The sequence below is a fragment of the Lonepinella sp. MS14435 genome, assembly GCF_042485795.1.
In the GTDB taxonomy this organism is placed as follows: domain Bacteria; phylum Pseudomonadota; class Gammaproteobacteria; order Enterobacterales; family Pasteurellaceae; genus Lonepinella.
This window is the reverse complement of sequence record NZ_CP169368.1, coordinates 1,256,255-1,273,826: the sequence shown is the minus strand read 5'-3', so window position 1 is coordinate 1,273,826 and position 17,572 is coordinate 1,256,255. Positions and strand designations below refer to the sequence as shown.

Sequence of the window (17,572 nt, the reverse complement as noted above, 5' to 3'; positions counted from 1 at the left end):
CAATACCCTGCACTAGTTCAGGGTATTGATCATTATGATTGTTTGGTATTTTCCACCACACTAAATACCAAAAAACAACTCACTAACAACACTAATGCTGTCACCGCCCCTTGTTCCCCTCGATAACTGCCTAACTGTTGATACAATAAATAAGGTAAAGAACTAAAATCTTGATTGCCAAATAACGCTATGGCAGTGAAATCGCCCAAAGACAAACAACTTGCCAAAGCAAACGCATATTTCACTGGTTGGCTCAAGGCTTGCCATTCGATCAATTTAAAACGAGTCCAGCCAGTAATCCCTAACGATTGACAAAGGCGTTCGTAGTAGGTCAAGTTATTTTGCATTGGCACTGCCAAAATGCGGATAACAAAAGGTAAAGCCAGCACAGCGTTGCATAAAATAATCAACACAAATAATTGTACGGTGGAAAATTGCCAGTCTTTTAGCCACAAAAATAAACCCGTGGCTAACATTAACATTGGCACCGCCAGAATAACCATCGTGATATTAATAATAGCGTTTGACATTCGGTGTAGCCCTTGCCAATGTAACCGACGTGATGCTAATAATAAACCGACCGCCAACATCAACGCCAGCAAGGCTGATAATGGGGCAATCGTAAAGGAATATGCCATTGCTTGCCATAAGGCAGATTGTTGCCAAACAGAAAAAATGGCGTTGGAAAAGACCGCACTTAGCAAGGTGTTTAACAGGGGTAAGAGTAGAAAAATAGATAATAGAATTAAACAAAAAACTTGTTCAATTTTCACCGCAGTTGATTGTTTGGCGAACCAGCAGACCGATTGATTTAGTTGACTTTCTGATGTACGACCTAACACACTACTTAACGCAAATAACACAAAAAAACAGACAAATTGCAAAGTCGCAAATTGAGCGGATTTAGCTAAATCAAAATCAAATACAATAGCTTGATAGATCGCCACTTCCAAAGTCGTGTATTTGGGTCCACCGCCCAGTACCAGTACAATCGCAAAACTGGTAAAACACAGCATAAAAATCAGCACAAAAGTAGGTAAAATCTGCTGACGTAAATAAGGTAATTCAATCCAACGAATAAACTGCCAACCACGAATGCCTAATTGAGCGGATAACTGATGCTGTTGGACTGGAATAGCCTGATAGACTTGTAAAAACATTCGCATTGCGAGGGGAATATTGAAAAAAAGATGAGCAATCAAAATACCGCTTAAACCATAAATATCAGGTCGCCAAGCTATACCCAACCTTGCACACAGTTGAGCTAACCAACCTGATGCCCCATACACGCCTAAAATACCGAACACCGCCACTAAAGACGGCAATACAAAGGTAAGCGAGAAAATCCGCAACAACCAAGATTTCCCCCAAAAAGATTGATAAAAAAACGCTCGAGCAAACAACCAACCGAAGAATACCGATAACAATGCCGATAAGCCAGCTTGCCAAAAGCTAAAATATACTACTTGCCGAACATAGCTATTTTGCACTAAAGCATGCCATAGTCCTTGCCATAAATGACCATCTGAATTTTCATTCCCGAAGCTAAATACGGCAAACAAACTATTGATATATAGGCTAAATAACAAACCTAACACCAATAGTCCAGCCACATAATGTCGCCATTTTAACTGGCGACCTATTTGTTTATATTGAGCAAAAATAGACGACAATCCTATTGACTTAACACCGCTTGCCATTTTTCCGTCCAGCTTTTGATATTTTCATTGCTTACTTTTTCTGTATCTAAAGCTTGAACATTAAACTGATGAGCTTTTAACGCATCAAAGTGCGGTTCAATTTTTGCTGAACTCACAGAAAGCATGACATTTTTGGGAATCAGCACCTGTTGAGCTTGCGGACTTACCATAAATTGGATAAATTTATCGGCACATTCATTCACCTGCGGTTTATTAATTTTAGCAATGGTATCCACTTGATAAACTGCCCCATCGGCAAAATCCGTGGCAACATATTGATCAGTTTTATCTTTCAATAAATGATAAATCGGTGATGTGCTATGGCTAAACACAAGATCCGATTCCCCTTTCAAAAATGCCCCATAAGTTTCAGTCCAACCCTTGCCAACGGTAACTGTATGTTTGGCTAAGGTTTTCCATGCTTGCTCGGTTTGTTGTTGAGGATAAGCTAAGTTTAACCACACCAAAAAACCACGTCCCATACTGCTAGTGCGTGGATCTTGATAAATCACACGTAAATCTTGGCGTTCAACTAATTCTTTTAAGGTTTTTGGCGGATTGGTTAATTTGGTTTTATCATAAATAAACGCAAATTGTCCAAATTCATAAGGAATGAAAGTTTGATCTTGCCATTCAAAAGGCAAGGAAAGTGCGGTTAAATCCACCTGAGTTTTGGCGAACAATCCACTTTGGTGAGCCGCTTCTTTTTGGAAATTATCCAAACCAATAACAACGTCGGCAACGGTTTTTTTACCCTCTAAACGTAAACGGTTAAACATGGTATTGCGATTATCAAATACTTGATAACTCACTGCACATTGTGAATTAGCTTGTTCAAATAATTGTTTCACTTCATTGCCTGGTCCCCAGTCTGCACCAAAAAATTCTTCGGTATAAATATTGACAGTCTGCGGAGCTGCAAACACAGCGGTTGAAATAGTGGAAAGTGCGGTGAAAAAAGAAAGTGTTTTTAATTTAGACATAAAAAATCCTTTAATTGATGAGTATGCGTACTCTATTAAAGGAATTCAAGTGCGGTCAAAATTGACAAAATTTTTTGACCTTTCTCAAATCCCTACGCTGATATTAATCGGTTCAGGTTCTACGGGTATTTTCTCAGCCTTTATAAAGCACCCCGATGAGAACAGCTTTAGTTTAATCTTTTTTACGCCAAATTTGCAACTAATTAAATTTGTTTTTTTGCCACAATCGCCCTGTGCCATCTAAGGATGAATAAAATAATTCTCTTAATCATATTCCGATAATTAAACACGCTCTAACTTTGCCAAATGAGCAATCAGCCATTTAATTCCTTGCCCTTGGAAAGCAATTTGTAATCGAGTATTGTTATCTGCCCCTTCCACATTAATAATCGTCCCTTGCCCAAATTTAGCATGGCGAACTTTCTGCCCTTTTTTCCAATCGCTGTCGTCATGACATAAAATTTGGCTATTTTGCACCGCACTTTTAGACACAACTTGTTGATTATAGGCTCGTGTCACCGTACCACGTAATCGCACCGATTGAATACATTGTTCAGGTAATTCATTAATAAAGCGAGAGGGAATATGGCGTTCTTCTTTACCATATAAACGGCGACTTTCTGCATAGCAAATCGTCAGTTTTTGTTTCGCTCGGGTAATTCCAACATAAGCCAAACGGCGTTCTTCTTCTAATCGCCCTGGTTCTTCTAGGGACATAAAACTTGGGAAAATCCCTTCTTCTACGCCCACCATAAAAACTCTTGGAAATTCTAATCCTTTGGCGGAATGTAAAGTCATCATCTGCACGCAAGCCTGATGTGGACTGGCTTGTTCTTCCCCTGCTTCTAAAGACGCATGGGTTAAAAAAGCGGTTAAATCTGACATATCTTCCGCTTCATCAGGTTTAATAAATTCTCGTGTAGCAGAAACCAGTTCTTCCAAGTTTTCAATCCGAACTTCGCCTTTTTCCCCTTTTTCTTGTTCATACATTTTGTATAAGCCCGAATGTTTAATCACAAAATCTGTCTGAGCAAATAAAGGCATTTCAACGGTTTCTTGGGTAAGCGAATTGATTAATTCTACAAAACGCAATAATGCGGTTGCCGCACGTCCTGCCAATTTATTATCGCTGATCGCCACTTGTGTCGCTTGCCATAAGGTAATTTGTCGCTCACGAGTCAGTTGACGCAACACCTCTAAGGTTCTATCACCAATCCCTCTGGTTGGGGTATTAATCACTCGTTCAAAAGCCGCATCATCATGCGGATTATTAACCAATCGCAGATAAGCCAACGCATCTTTAATTTCTTGTCTTTCAAAGAATCGCATTCCACCATAAATGCGATAAGGAATTTGAGCTCGAATAAGGGCTTCTTCTAATACCCGAGATTGACTATTACTACGATATAACACCGCACAATCTTGTAAATTCCCCCCATCTTCTAACCAAATTTTAATCTGTGATGACACAAACAAGGCTTCATCAAGCTCATTAAACGCCGCATAAATGCCAACAGGTTCACCTTGATCACCTTGCGTCCAAAGGTTTTTACCCAATCGATCGCTATTATTGGCAATCAATTCATTGGCGGACTGCAAAATATTACCCGTGGAACGATAATTTTGTTCTAAACGAATGGTTTGAGCTTGTGCAAAATCCTCTAAGAAATGTTGGATATTTTCAACTTGAGCACCACGCCAACCATAAATAGATTGATCGTCATCACCAACGATCATCACATTACCTGTTTTACCCGCTAATAGCTTAATCCACGCATATTGAATTTTGTTGGTATCTTGGAATTCGTCCACCAGAATTTGACTAAAACGGCGTTGATAACTTTGTAAAATAAATGGATTTTTGGCAAATAATTCATAGGCACGTAATAAAATTTCGGCAAAATCCACCAAGCCAGAACGATCACAAGTTTCTTGATAAATCTGATAAATACGAATCCATTCTTTTTCGTGACGATTATTCATATCTTCAATTTGATGTGGACGTAATCCCTCATCTTTTTGATGGTTTATATACCAACAGGCTTGTTTGGGAGGAAAATTTTTTTCATCATAGTTATGTAATTTTAATAAACGTTTAACCAGACGAAGCTGATCTTCACTATCCAAAATTTGAAAATCTTGAGGTAATTTGGCATCCGCATAATGGGAACGCAATAAACGATGAGCAATACTGTGAAAGGTGCCAACCCACATAGCAAATAAACTTTGTTCGGAATGTTGCATTAAGGTTTGTTGAATCCGATGACGCATTTCCGCCGCTGCTTTATTAGTGAAAGTGACCGCCATAATGTTTCCAGCAGAAATCCCCTCCACTGCCACCAACCAAGCAATCCGATGCGTTAATACACGGGTTTTTCCACTCCCCGCCCCTGCTAATACTAAATAATTGCCCAGTTTTGCCGTAACAGCTTCACGCTGTTTATCATTTAAGCCATCAAGTAATTCTGAAATATCTGCCATAATTATTAATTTAATCTGTTTTTATTTACAGTAAATTATAGCCATTTTTTAGACGTAAAACAATGAGAATTTTAACTATCCTGTTATTTACAAATGAAGCATTAAGTATTATAGTGCATTGCGTTAGTCGGGGTGCTAGTGTACCAGCTGAGAACATACCCGTGAACCTGATACAGTTAACGCTGACGTAGGAAACTAACGGAAGAAAAAATTCACCTGAATTAGTTCTTTTCTGTTTAAGGTAAATTCCTTTTAGGTGTTAGCTTATTTTACTCATCAAATATAAGGAATAAGTTAATGAAAACCTGCTTTATATCCCATTTATCTCGTTTTTCCAAAGGTCGAAAAACCTCTCTAAAAATCACCGCACTTTGTGGTTTATTAACCGTTTTATTTAGCCCCAATGCCATAGCCGAAGGTAAATTGACGGTGTACTGTAGTGTGCAAAACGTTACTTGTGAAAAAGTGACGCAACATTTTGCCGAAAAATACAATGTGGAAACTCAATTTGTGCGTAACAGTACAGGAACGATTCTTGGCAAAATTAAAAGCGAGAAAAGTAATCCACAAGCCGATGTTTGGTACGGCGGCACCTTAGAACCTCATTTACAAGCAGCAGATCAAGGTTTACTTGAATCCTATCGCTCCCCATTACAAAAAGACATCATGCCAAGATTTAATCAATTAATGCAACAACGAGGTGATTTTATTTCTATTATTTATTTAATGGAATTAGGCATTGGTGTCAACACGGAAAAACTCGCAAAACTTGGTATTCCCGAACCAAAATGCTTTAAAGATTTACTGGATCCTGCGTTTAAAGATCAAATTCAATATGCGGATCCTCGGGTATCTGGCACGGGTTATTCTTTTTTAACCACCTTGATTGAATTATTTGGTGAGCAACAAGCCTTCGACTATTTAAAAAAATTACACAACAACGTAGCACAATACAGCAAAAGCGGTTTAGCCACGGGTAATTTGGCAACGGGTGAAGTCGCGGTGGACATTAGTTTTATGCACGGTTATGTACGAGAACAGGAAAAAGGTTCACCCGTAAAAGGGATTTTACCTTGTGAGGGAATTGGCTATACCTTAGGGGCAACCAGTATTATTAAAGGTGCGAGAAATTTAGATAACGCTAAATTATTTGTTGATTACCTCCTTAGTCCTGAAGCACAAGAAATTCCTTGGCGAGAAGCTGATTCCTATCAACTACCAACTAATATCCACGCACAACCCGCACCAAAAGCGAGTGATCCGACAAAATTAAAATTTATTGATATTGATTTTATTCGCTTCGGTTCAAATGAAGAAAGTAAACGGTTATTAGAAAAATGGTTTGAAGCTACCAAAGCCGATAACTAACATGAGATTAGCCTGTTTTAATTGGCTTTAAACAGGCTAAAACTCACCTAAAATTAACCGCACTTCGCCACTATAAATGGTCGCTCGCCCTGTTCGTGCAAAACCGATCAGGGTGAGATCACAATCTTCCGCCATTTTCACCGCAAGATCGGTGCTGGCAGAAATCGCTATCAGCATTTCAATGCCACAAGTTACGGTTTTTTGTACCATTTCATAGCTGGCTCGGCTGGTCACTAACACAAAGCCTTGTGGTTTATCCGCTTTGGCGTGCCAGCCTAACAATTTATCCAATGCAACGTGTCGTCCCACATCTTCCCGAATAGCCAGCAAATCGCCTTGTGGATCGAAAAAAGCTGCAGCATGAGTTGAGCCTGTTTGCTTACCTAACATTTGAGCGTTTTGAATTTGCGTTAAACAGTCATCTAATCGGTTTAAATCAAAGGTCAAAGTGCGGTGTAATTTCGCCAATTTTTTAGTAACTTGGCTTAATTGTTCTGAACCACAAATCCCGCACCCTGTCCTGCCAGTCAATGTGCGGCGAAGTTCTTTTAATCGAACAAAACAGCGAGTCGCCAGTTCAATTTGCACTTCAATACCTTGGCAACTGGTGATAATATCAATGCCATAAATATCACTTGGTTGATCAATAATGCCTTCGGTTAAAGAAAAGCCATAAGCAAAATCTTCAAGCTCCATTGGGGTACACATCATCACGGTGTGAGAAATGCCGTTATAGACTAAAGCAACTGGGGTTTCTACCGCTAAACAATCCATCTGTTGTCGAATATCCAACTGTTGAGTTGGGGATTTTTTAACCGTATTAATGGTACGTCTTTGGTATGGAGGAAATGAAAACGTTTGCGACATATTGCGTATCCATCGGCAAATTGAGTTGGGGAAATTTTACCTTTTAATGCTTTAAACTGCAAATTGTGACATAAGCTGAAAATTGCCTAATACTCACATACAGTGTTAGGAATGTAACGCCACACCGTGACTAAACGATACAAGATGCGGAGCATCGTTACCATGCCTAACCCTGTACGCCAGCACAGGTTATAGCTATTTAATTGATAACTATTCTTATTTCATTGATTTATGAGATAATTTAATTTGTTTTTTGTGATCTGCGTCAAAATAATTTTCTTGTATAAGGTAGATTTAGCCCTGTGATTGTTGTATTCTATACAGTGATTTTTAACTTTTTATTAACAATCAACGGCAATATAAATCATTTTATAATTTTTTAAACTTAACCAATTTTCTACCTATATTTCCAAATTTTTTTGGATAAGGATTATCTATGCAGATCTCAAGACGTAAGTTCTTTAAAGTCTGTGCAGGTGGTATGGCGGGATCGTCAGTGGCGGCGTTAGGCTTAATGCCAACCACTGCTTTAGCGGCACCTCGTGAATATAAACTTTTACGAGCCAAAGAAACACGCCAAACCTGTACTTATTGTGCGGTCGGCTGTGGTATGTTGATGTATAGCCTCGGTGATGGTGCAATGAATGCTCGTGGGAAACTCACTCATGTTGAGGGGGATCCTGATCACCCTGTGAGTCGTGGTGCATTATGCCCGAAAGGAGCTGGTGTATTAGACTATGTCAACAGTCCAAACCGTTTACAATACCCTGAATATCGCGCCCCAGGTTCCGACAAATGGGAACGCCTTTCTTGGCATGAAGCTATTCATAAAGTCGCTCGTTTACTCAAAGATGACCGTGATGCCAACTGGCAATCCACTAATGAAGTGGGAACGCCTGTCAATCGCTGGACAACCACAGGAATGTTAGCCGCTTCGGCTGCCAGCAATGAAACCTGTATGCTGACCCATAAATGGGGACGAGCATTAGGAATGTTGGTATTAGACAACCAAGCGAGTACCTGACACGGACCAACGGTAGCAAGTCTTGCTCCAACATTTGGTCGCGGTGCCATGACCAACCACTGGGTTGATATGAAAAATGCTGATGTCGTTATCGTGATGGGCGGTAATGCCGCTGAGGCACACCCTGTAGGTTTCCGCTGGGTTATTGAAGCGAAAAAACACAATAAAGCCAAATTAATGGTGGTCGATCCACGCTTTAACCGTACGGCAGCCGTAGCAGATTTTTATACGCCTATTCGTTCTGGTACGGATATTACGTTGTTATTAGGTGTGATTAAGTATTTGTTAGATCACGATAAGATCCAACACGAATATGTTAAACATTACACTAACGCCAGTTTCTTGATTAATGAAGGATTTGGGTTTGAAGATGGTTTATTTACGGGCTATGATGAAGAAAAACGTAGCTATGATAAATCCACTTGGTCCTATCAATTAGATGAAAACGGGCAACCAAAACGGGATATGACCTTACAAGATCCGCGTTGTGTGATTAATTTGTTGAAAAAACACGTGGAACGTTATACCCCTGAAATGGTAGAACGGATCTGTGGCACAAAACAAACAGCGTTCTATGAATTTGCTGAAACCATTGCATCAACAGCCGCACCTGATCGTGCAGCATCGTTCTTGTATGCCTTAGGTTGGACACAACATACTGTGGGTACACAAAACATTCGTTCCATGGCGATGATCCAATTATTATTAGGCAATATTGGGGTATCTGGTGGTGGCGTGAATGCGTTACGTGGACACTCGAATGTTCAGGGTTCTACTGATATGGGCTTGTTCCCAACCATGTTGCCTGGTTATATTCCATTACCAACCGAAAATGATGTGAGCCTTGAAGCATTCTTAAATCGGATTACACCAAAAGCCACGGTTGAAGGGCAAGTCAACTATTGGCAAAATACACCAAAATTTATGGTGAGTATGCTGAAAGCGTTTTATGGCGATAACGCCACCAAAGACAATGAATTTGGTTATCACAATTTGCCAAAACAGTACAAAAAGAAACTGGATCACTTGCAATTCATTGACTTAATGGATCAAGGCAAAATTAATGGCTATATCTGTCAAGGTTATAATCCATTAGCCTCTTATCCTGATAAGAATAAGATTTCAAGTGCGTTGCGAAAATTGAAATTTTTGATTATTTGTGACCCATTGGCGACAGATACTTCTGAATTCTGGAATTTCCATGGTGAATTTAATGATGTCAATCCTGCCGATATTCAAACGGAAGTGATTCGCTTGCCAACCATTTGTTTCGCCGAAGAAGATGGTTCTATTGCTAACTCTGCACGTTGGTTACAATGGCACTGGAAAGCGGCTGAACCACCAAAAGAAGCCAAGCCCGATGTGGATATTTTATCTGAAATCCGTGAAGTGATGTTGGAAATGTATCATAAAGAAGGTGGTCCTTCCATTGATACCATTGAAGCAATGACGTGGAATTACGCCAATCCGTTAGAGCCGAGAGCTGACGAATTAGCCAAAGAAAATAATGGGTATGCGTTGGAAGATCTGTATGATGCACAAGGTAATCTGATTGCGAAAAAAGGCGATCTATTATCTAGCTTTGCTCAATTGCGTGATGACGGTTCCACTTCATCTGTGATTTGGATTTACACAGGGCAATGGACACCAAAAGGCAATATGATGGCAAATCGGGACAATAGTGATCCATCTGGCTTAGGTAACACCCTCGGTTGGACATTTGCATGGCCTCTCAACCGCCGTATTGTGTATAACCGTGCTTCGGCGGATTTGGCAGGAAATCCGTGGAATCCGAAACGCCCGTTAGTCAAATGGAACGGCAAAAACTGGAATTACATTGATATTGCCGATTTCGGTACGGCTCCACCAAATAGTAATGTGTCGCCATTTATTATGCAACCAGAAGGGGTGAGCCGTTTATTCTCCCTAGATAAGATTGTAGAGGGTCCATTCCCAGAACATTACGAACCTATTGAAACGCCTATTGGTACTAACCCACTTCACCCGAATGTGGTGTCTAACCCTGTGGCACGTATTTTGGAAAATGATAAGGCAAGTTTTGGTCATGCCAATGAATTCCCTTATGTGGGAACCACTTACCGATTAACGGAACATTTCCACTTCTGGACTAAACAATCCATGTTAAATATGATTGTGCAACCTGAACCTTTTGTGGAAATCAGTGAAGATTTGGCGGCAGAAAAAGGACTTAAACAAGGTGATACCGTAAAAGTTAGCTCAAAACGTGGCTTTATCAAAACTAAAGTAGTAGTCACTAAACGGGTGAAATCCCTTGATGTGGACGGTAAGAAAATCCATACGGTAGGCATTCCAATTCATGGTGGTTTCTCTACTGTAGGAAAAAAATCATTCTTAATCAACACGTTAACCAGTCGTGTGGGTGATGCAAATACGCAGACTCCAGAATATAAAACGTTCCTTGTGAACATTGAGAAAGTCGCTTAGGGGGCAATATGACAGTACAAGAACAAACTATTGTAAAAAGCTCTGCGACATCTTTTGTTACTCCACCACCGCATGCTCGCTCGCATGTAGTGGAAGTGGCAAAACTGATTGATGTCACCACCTGCATCGGTTGTAAAGCCTGTCAGGTTGGCTGTTCCGAATGGAATGATATTCGTACCACTCCACAGGAATGTGTAGGTGTATATGATAACCCTATCGATCTCAATGCGGAACAATGGACAGTGATGCGATTCCAAGAAGTGGAAGAAAACGATCGCTTAGAATGGTTGATCCGTAAAGATGGCTGTATGCACTGTACCGAACCAGGTTGTTTAAAAGCCTGTCCGTCACCAGGGGCGATTATCAAATACGCCAACGGGATTGTGGATTTCCAATCAGACAAATGTATTGGTTGCGGTTATTGTATTGCAGGCTGTCCGTTCAATATTCCAAGGATGAACCCGAAAGACAATCGTGTCTATAAATGTACCCTTTGTGTAGATCGGGTCAATGTCGGACAAGAACCCGCTTGTGTGAAAACCTGTCCAACAGGAGCAATTCGCTTTGGTTCGAAAGAAGAAATGTTGCATTATGGCGAAGAACGAGTGAAAGAACTCAAATCTCGTGGTTATGAAAATGCAGGCATTTACGATCCAGAGGGAGTTGGTGGTACACACGTTATCTATGTGTTGCACCATGCGGATAAACCTGAGCTTTATTCTGGTTTACCAAAAAATCCAAGTGTTGATGTTTCCGTGGAACTTTGGAAAGACTTGCTCAAACCAGTTGCTGCGGTAGCTATGGGTGGCTTGTTGCTGGCTGAAGTCGCTCACTATGTGAGTGTGGGTCCAAACGTAGAAGAAGATGTTGACGATCATTTTGAGAAATTTGAACAAGAAGATCGTGAAATCGCTGAACGTAAAGCTCAGAAAAAACGTGAAAAGGAAGAAAAGAAAGCCCAAAAACAACGGGAAAAAGAACAGAAAAAAGCCAGTAAGGGGGATAAATAATGAGTGAACATCAAAAACTGACGGAAATTACGCAAGATACGCGGATTATTCGTCACAAAGCCCCTGCTCGTGTGGCACATTGGTTGCTGGTAATTTGCTTTTTCACCACAGGCTTATCTGGTTTGGCATTTTTCTTCCCTGATTTTGCGTGGTTGACTTACATTCTTGGTACACCTGCTATCGCTCGTGCGGTGCATCCGTTTACGGGAATTTTAATGTTTATCGCCTTTATCATTATGGTGCTGACCTATTGGCACCATAATATTCCAGAGAAAAATGATATTCGCTGGTTAAAAGGCACTAAACAGGTGTTGCTTGGTCACGAACACGATGTGGCATACAACGGGAAATACAATCTCGGGCAGAAAATGTTGTTCTGGACCTTGATTTTAGCCATGTTCACCCTATTAATTACGGGAATCATTATGTGGCGACAATATTTCAGTCACAATTTCCCAATTCCTGTTATTCGTATTGCGATTTTACTTCATTCTGCCAGTGCCTTTGCCTTATTTACAGGAATTATGGTACACATGTATATGGCATTTTGGGTAAAAGGCTCAATTCGTGGCATGGTGGAAGGTTGGGTAACCGTACGTTGGGCGAAAAAACATCACCCGAAATGGTTTAAAGAAGAAGTGTTACCTGAATTAGAAAAAGAAATTGAAGCCAATAAAAAGGCAAGTGAGCTTGAAAAAATGGATTGTCAGGCAAAATAATTCAACTAAAATTCCTAAAAACCAAAAAGTGCGGTAAAATTAACCGCACTTTTCATTATATGAGTATATTATGGCAATAAAAATTCTCCCTGAAAATGAAATTAAGCAAGTGGCAAATTCTTATCAACAGCCACCCTTATTATTTACCAATGTCAAAAATCTTTATGAACGCCGAGCAAAACGCTTACGTGATTTAGCGAAAGATCACCCTTTTGCTAACTATCTTGAATTTGCCGCTAACATCGCAGAAGCTCAATTATTAATTTTACAAGAAAACCCGCTGATTAAACCTGAAATTGACTTTAGTGAAATTCAACCTTTAAACATCAAAAACTGGCAACGTAGTTCACAATGGCGTGATTATTTAGCGACTCTACTCTGTGAAATCCGATCCATCGCTAACGAACAAATGCTCGGTACTATTGATAGCCTAGAAAAAGCATCAAGTAGTGAATTAGAACAATTTGCTAATCAATTATTAGCACAAGATTATGCACATGTCAGTAGCGATAAAGCGGTCTTTATTTGGGCGGCATTGTCACTATATTGGGTGCAACTAACCCAATATATTCCTCACTCTGCTCATCAAGAAAGTAGTGAAGGGTTACATCACTGCCCTGTTTGTCAATCCGTTCCAGTGTCTAGTGTCATTCACTTTGGAGCAGAACAGGGCTTACGTTATTTACATTGCTCCCTTTGTGAAAGTGAATGGAATGTTGTGCGAGCAAAATGTACCAACTGTGACCAATCAAAAGAACTGGAGTATTGGTTACTCGACAGCGAACAATCCGCTGTCCGTGCCGAAAGCTGTGGCGAATGTCATAGTTATTTAAAAATCTTATATCAAGAAAAAGATCCCTATGTGGAAGCCGTAGCAGATGACTTAGCCAGTATTTTTCTTGATATTGAAATGGAAGAAAAAGGCTTTGCCCGTAGTGGGTTAAATCCATTTATCTTTCCTACGGAATAATTTTAATCACATTTAAGGAAACCCCACCATGACATATAAAGTCGTTGCATTTGATTTAGACGGTACCTTGTTAAACAGTAAAGGGCAAATTTTACCAAGTAGCAAAAAAGCTATTGCTGAAATTCGTCAAAAAGGGATTAAAGTCGTGATCGTAACAGGTCGCCATCACACTGCGGTAAAACCCTATTATCACGAATTACAATTAGACACGCCGATTGTTTGTTGTAACGGTACTTATATCTATCACCCTGCAACTGACGAAGTTGAATTAGCTAATCCACTTTCAGCCAGTCAATGTGACACCGTATTAAAAATTGCCGAGCAATATCAGTTAGATTTATTGATGTATAGCCGTAACACAATGAACTATCAGAAACTCAATGCTCACATGACAAAATTCACCCAATGGGCGGCAAGTTGCCCCGCAGATGTTCGCCCTGATGTACGTCAAGTGAGTAATTTTGAAGAAATCTTCCATAATCCAACTGAACAAATTTGGAAATTTGTGATCAGCTCACAGAATCGCCAAGATATGGAAAGTGCGGTGGAAAATCTGCCCGTTTCTGAATTTAGCTGCGAATGGTCTTGGATTGATCGTGTAGATATTGCCAATAATGGTAACAGTAAAGGCGGTAAATTAGTCGATTTATTAACACAATGGCAAGTTTCCCCTGAACAAGTTATTGCATTCGGCGATAATCATAACGATACCAGTATGCTAACTGCCGTAGGTTATGGCGTAGCAATGGGAAATGCCGAAGAAGAAGTAAAAACACAAGCAAAATTTGTCACCACTGATAATGATGGTGATGGTATTGCACAAGTATTAGAGCGTTTACTTTAACTTTTAGAAGTGTTGTTTACACCGTTTTCAACATAAAACCTAAACTAACAAAGGAGAACAATATGAAATTATTTAAATTAACTGCCATTGCAATGACATCAATGTTTATTTTATCGGGGTGTACTCATGATAGTAATAAACATGATGAAATGATTTTACAAGAACAGGCTACCTTAGGCATTAACTGGATACAACAATCTGGAGAATACCAAGCCCTTGCTCACCAAGCCTTTAATCTTGCTAAAGTCGCGTTTGACAATGCTAAAGTTACCAAAGGCAAGAAAAAAGCGGTTGTGGTAGATTTAGATGAAACAATGGTAGATAACAGTGCTTATGCAGGTTGGCAGATCAAAAATCATAAAGCCTTTGACAGCGAAAGTTGGACCCGTTGGGTCAATGCTCGCCAAACTCAAGCTATTGCTGGTGCGGTAGAGTTTAATAACTATGTAAATAGTCATAAAGGCACGATGTTTTATGTATCCAACCGCAAAGATAGCAATGAAAAAATAGGCACCATTGATAATATGAATAAATTAGGCTTCAACGGTGTAAACGAACAAACCTTATTGCTTAAAAAAGACAAATCTAACAAATCTACTCGTTTCGCTGATATTGAAAAACAAGGCTATGAAATAGTACTTTATATCGGGGATAACTTAAATGATTTTGGCGATGAACCTTACCATAAATCCAATGAACAACGCCGTGCCTTTGTACAACAAAACAAAGAAAAATTTGGCAAAAAATTCATTGTATTACCTAATCCAAATTATGGTGACTGGGAAAGTGGTATGGATAAAAACTACTACAAAGGTGATGCTAAAAGCCGTATAGATATTCGTCATAATGCAATTAAGGCTTGGGACGGAAAATAATTTTTACAGCAATTATTTTCCCCTCGCCCGTAAACGAGCGAGGGGAAAAGATAGAAAAATATAACTAATTGATTTTTAATCCAAAGATTACCAATTCCCCTTATTGCTCATATAATTATATCCATAACTATAACCAAGATTGACCTCTCTTTGAATATTATTAAGAATACAGCCATTAATTTTCAAACCCGCTTGATTAAAGCGATTGATAGTCAGATCTAACTCACCTAATTTAGTCTGTCTGTAGCCCACAATCAATAAGTTCATCGTGCAATATTGTGCAATCAATAAACTATCAGTTACCGCTAATACTGGTGGCGTATCAATAATAATACGATCATACTGGCTACTGAGCTGCTCTAATAATTTACCTAAACGTGCTGAACCAATCAGCTCAGATGGGTTATTTGAAAATTTACCACGTGGTAAGAAATATAAATTATCTATTGATGTTTTCACAATAATGTCATCAAGCGATGCTGTACCCGCTAAATATTGTGCTAAACCATTATCAAGTTTGTGATTAAAATATTTATGTAAATACCCTCGTCTTAAATCTGCATCAATTATAAGAGTGCGTTTATTATCTTGTGCTAATAATGTGCCTAAATTCACAGTAACAAACGATTTACCAACTTCAGGTGAAGAACTTAAAATCGAAATAATGCAGTTCTCCGTATTCATTAAATTAAAATGTAACGTAGTACGGATACTTTTCAAACTTTCAATCGCCATATCCTGATTATGCGTAACCGCTAAAATTGGAATAGACTTGTATTTTCTTAATACTTTGGCACGCTTTTCTTGCACTGATGAATGTGGAATAGTTGCATATACTGGTAAATTTACATGTTGTTCAATTTCTTCTGATGAACGAATTCCTGAGCGTAACATGGTTTTAGCCAGCGCAAATAAAACACCTAACGCTCCACCTGCAAAAGCGGATAATAAAATGGTCAACATACGTTTTGGTTTAATGTGTTGTTCTGGAATTACCGCTTGGTCGATAATACGAACCGTACCAATTTCTCCCACTTGAGCAATTTTTAATTTTTGGTATGAATCTAAAAGGTTAGTATATAGTTTGGTATTGACTTCCACATCACGATAAAGTTGTAAATATTGGCGTTGTAAATCAGGTACCCCTTTGAGTGCAGAATTTAATTCATTGATTTTGCTATTTACGGAGCGAATTTGTGCCTCTACTTCACGCATTGCTGGGTGTTCTTTGGTATATTTCGCCGATAATTCCGCACGTTTTTGTTCTAGCATTAATTTAGTGGTTTCTAAATTGATACTTTGTTCAAGGTATAATTCCGCTTCTTTTTGAATATCAACCGTATTGTGTTTTATCCGAAAATCATTATAACGACGTTCCACATTATCTAAATCTGCTTTTAATTCTGGTAGCTGTCCTTCTAGGAACTTCAGTGTTTGTGTACTTTCAGCAGAGTGTCGTTCGATATTTTGTTTTTTATACACGGTCAAAATATGATTTAACACTTTAACCAAATGGTACTGGTCTTCACCTTGATAATTTAATTGCAATACACCTGTTTGTTTACCTTTCTCAGCGACCGAGTAGCTTAGGTTTAAATAATTCACTGCTGCATCAAGCGACATTTTTTTAATCGTATATCGTGCATCAAAATTATCTTGAGTTGCCACATCTAAATGCCATTCGCTACTATTTGATACACCCTTTGTTTGATTAATAATACCTTCAAACACGGTCTGATTGGAGTTTTCATCAATCAAACGAAATTGTTCACCCTGCAATTCAAGAATAAGTGCATTATTCTCAAATGATGCGGGTACAACAAAATGACTCAAGGTGAAACGTTTATCTTCATCAATAAAAGTAACCGAATCCTGTTGATATTCCACACGACTGCGATTTGATGAAGTCATACGGTTAAATAAAGTGTCGTTTTTATTGGAAATCAATACATCTAAATGTAAATCTTTGATAACTTTACCTAAAACCATACGTGATTTTAAGATTTCAATTTCTGCTTGAGCAACGGAAGATTGATTAAATACATCGGATAGATCACCGAACAGTGCGGCAGTTCCACCTTTCTTATCCTCTACTTGTACCATTGCATTCACTGCATAAGTGTTTGGTGTAGTGCGTAAATATACAAAGCCTATTAACAATGCGACTAAAGTAAATAAGCCAATTAACTTCCATTGCGATAACAAAGAGAATAGTATCTCTTTTAGATCTATCGTATCATTCTCTTCAATATGTTGTTTACTCAT

At 39.0% G+C, this 17,572-nt stretch carries 12 protein-coding genes and 2 riboswitches; of the genes, 7 read left to right on the top strand and 5 right to left on the bottom strand.

The annotated features are described in order from the left end of the window. Positions 1-32 precede the first annotated feature (32 nt). From thiP to uvrD, 3 genes are all read right to left on the bottom strand, one after another. A complete protein-coding gene (gene thiP, locus O1Q80_RS06020) occupies positions 33-1,700 on the bottom strand; it encodes a thiamine/thiamine pyrophosphate ABC transporter permease ThiP (RefSeq protein WP_386693698.1) in 1,668 nt (555 codons plus the stop codon). Further along, positions 1,676-2,683 carry a thiamine ABC transporter substrate binding subunit gene (thiB, locus tag O1Q80_RS06015; protein WP_386693695.1) on the bottom strand — a complete coding sequence of 336 codons (1,008 nt, stop codon included), beginning with the start codon at positions 2,681-2,683 and terminating at the stop codon, positions 1,676-1,678. Before thiB ends, thiP begins: the two co-directional genes overlap by 25 nt. A 71-nt stretch (positions 2,684-2,754) precedes the next feature. Continuing rightward, positions 2,755-2,848: riboswitch (TPP riboswitch) on the bottom strand. Positions 2,849-2,965: 117 nt separating this feature from the next. After that, the gene (uvrD, locus tag O1Q80_RS06010; protein ID WP_386693693.1) at positions 2,966-5,164 is read right to left on the bottom strand and encodes a DNA helicase II; all 2,199 of its coding nucleotides are present in this window, start codon (positions 5,162-5,164) and stop codon (positions 2,966-2,968) included. Positions 5,165-5,282: 118 nt separating this feature from the next. Further along, a riboswitch (TPP riboswitch) is annotated at positions 5,283-5,375 on the top strand. 86 nt (positions 5,376-5,461) lie between these two features. Between uvrD and O1Q80_RS06005 the strand changes: the two genes are divergently transcribed. Then, complete coding sequence (locus tag O1Q80_RS06005) at positions 5,462-6,532, top strand: ABC transporter substrate-binding protein (protein ID WP_386693691.1); 1,071 nt, start codon at positions 5,462-5,464, stop codon at positions 6,530-6,532. A 36-nt stretch (positions 6,533-6,568) separates the two neighbouring features. Here O1Q80_RS06005 and fdhD read toward each other — a convergent pair whose 3' ends face one another. Then, entirely contained in the window at positions 6,569-7,399 is an 831-nt protein-coding gene (gene fdhD / locus O1Q80_RS06000) for a formate dehydrogenase accessory sulfurtransferase FdhD (protein WP_386693689.1), read from the bottom strand. 436 nt (positions 7,400-7,835) lie between these two features. On the opposite strand from fdhD, the gene fdnG reads away from it, so the two are divergent. The 6 genes from fdnG to O1Q80_RS05970 all read left to right on the top strand — a co-directional run bounded on the left by fdnG (position 7,836) and on the right by O1Q80_RS05970 (position 15,307). Then, complete coding sequence (gene fdnG, locus O1Q80_RS05995) at positions 7,836-10,889, top strand: formate dehydrogenase-N subunit alpha (protein WP_386693687.1); 3,054 nt, start codon at positions 7,836-7,838, stop codon at positions 10,887-10,889. Between the two features lie 8 nt (positions 10,890-10,897). Next, positions 10,898-11,899: a formate dehydrogenase subunit beta gene (fdxH, locus tag O1Q80_RS05990; protein ID WP_386693685.1), complete on the top strand. Its 1,002-nt coding sequence runs from the start codon at positions 10,898-10,900 to the stop codon at positions 11,897-11,899. Further along, the gene (locus O1Q80_RS05985; protein WP_386693683.1) at positions 11,899-12,618 is read left to right on the top strand and encodes a formate dehydrogenase subunit gamma; all 720 of its coding nucleotides are present in this window, start codon (positions 11,899-11,901) and stop codon (positions 12,616-12,618) included. The genes fdxH and O1Q80_RS05985 overlap by 1 nt, the downstream gene beginning before the upstream one ends. Before the next feature lie 70 nt (positions 12,619-12,688). Continuing rightward, positions 12,689-13,588: a formate dehydrogenase accessory protein FdhE gene (gene fdhE / locus O1Q80_RS05980; protein WP_386693681.1), complete on the top strand. Its 900-nt coding sequence runs from the start codon at positions 12,689-12,691 to the stop codon at positions 13,586-13,588. 28 nt (positions 13,589-13,616) lie between these two features. Continuing rightward, on the top strand, positions 13,617-14,432 hold the full coding sequence (locus tag O1Q80_RS05975) for a pyridoxal phosphatase (RefSeq protein WP_386685810.1): 816 nt from the start codon (positions 13,617-13,619) through the stop codon (positions 14,430-14,432). A gap of 62 nt (positions 14,433-14,494) precedes the next feature. Beyond that, complete coding sequence (locus O1Q80_RS05970; protein ID WP_386685808.1) at positions 14,495-15,307, top strand: 5'-nucleotidase, lipoprotein e(P4) family; 813 nt, start codon at positions 14,495-14,497, stop codon at positions 15,305-15,307. Positions 15,308-15,394: 87 nt separating this feature from the next. Here O1Q80_RS05970 and O1Q80_RS05965 read toward each other — a convergent pair whose 3' ends face one another. Then, positions 15,395-17,572, bottom strand: coding sequence for a polysaccharide biosynthesis tyrosine autokinase (locus O1Q80_RS05965; RefSeq protein ID WP_386685806.1), 2,178 nt, complete (start codon positions 17,570-17,572; stop codon positions 15,395-15,397).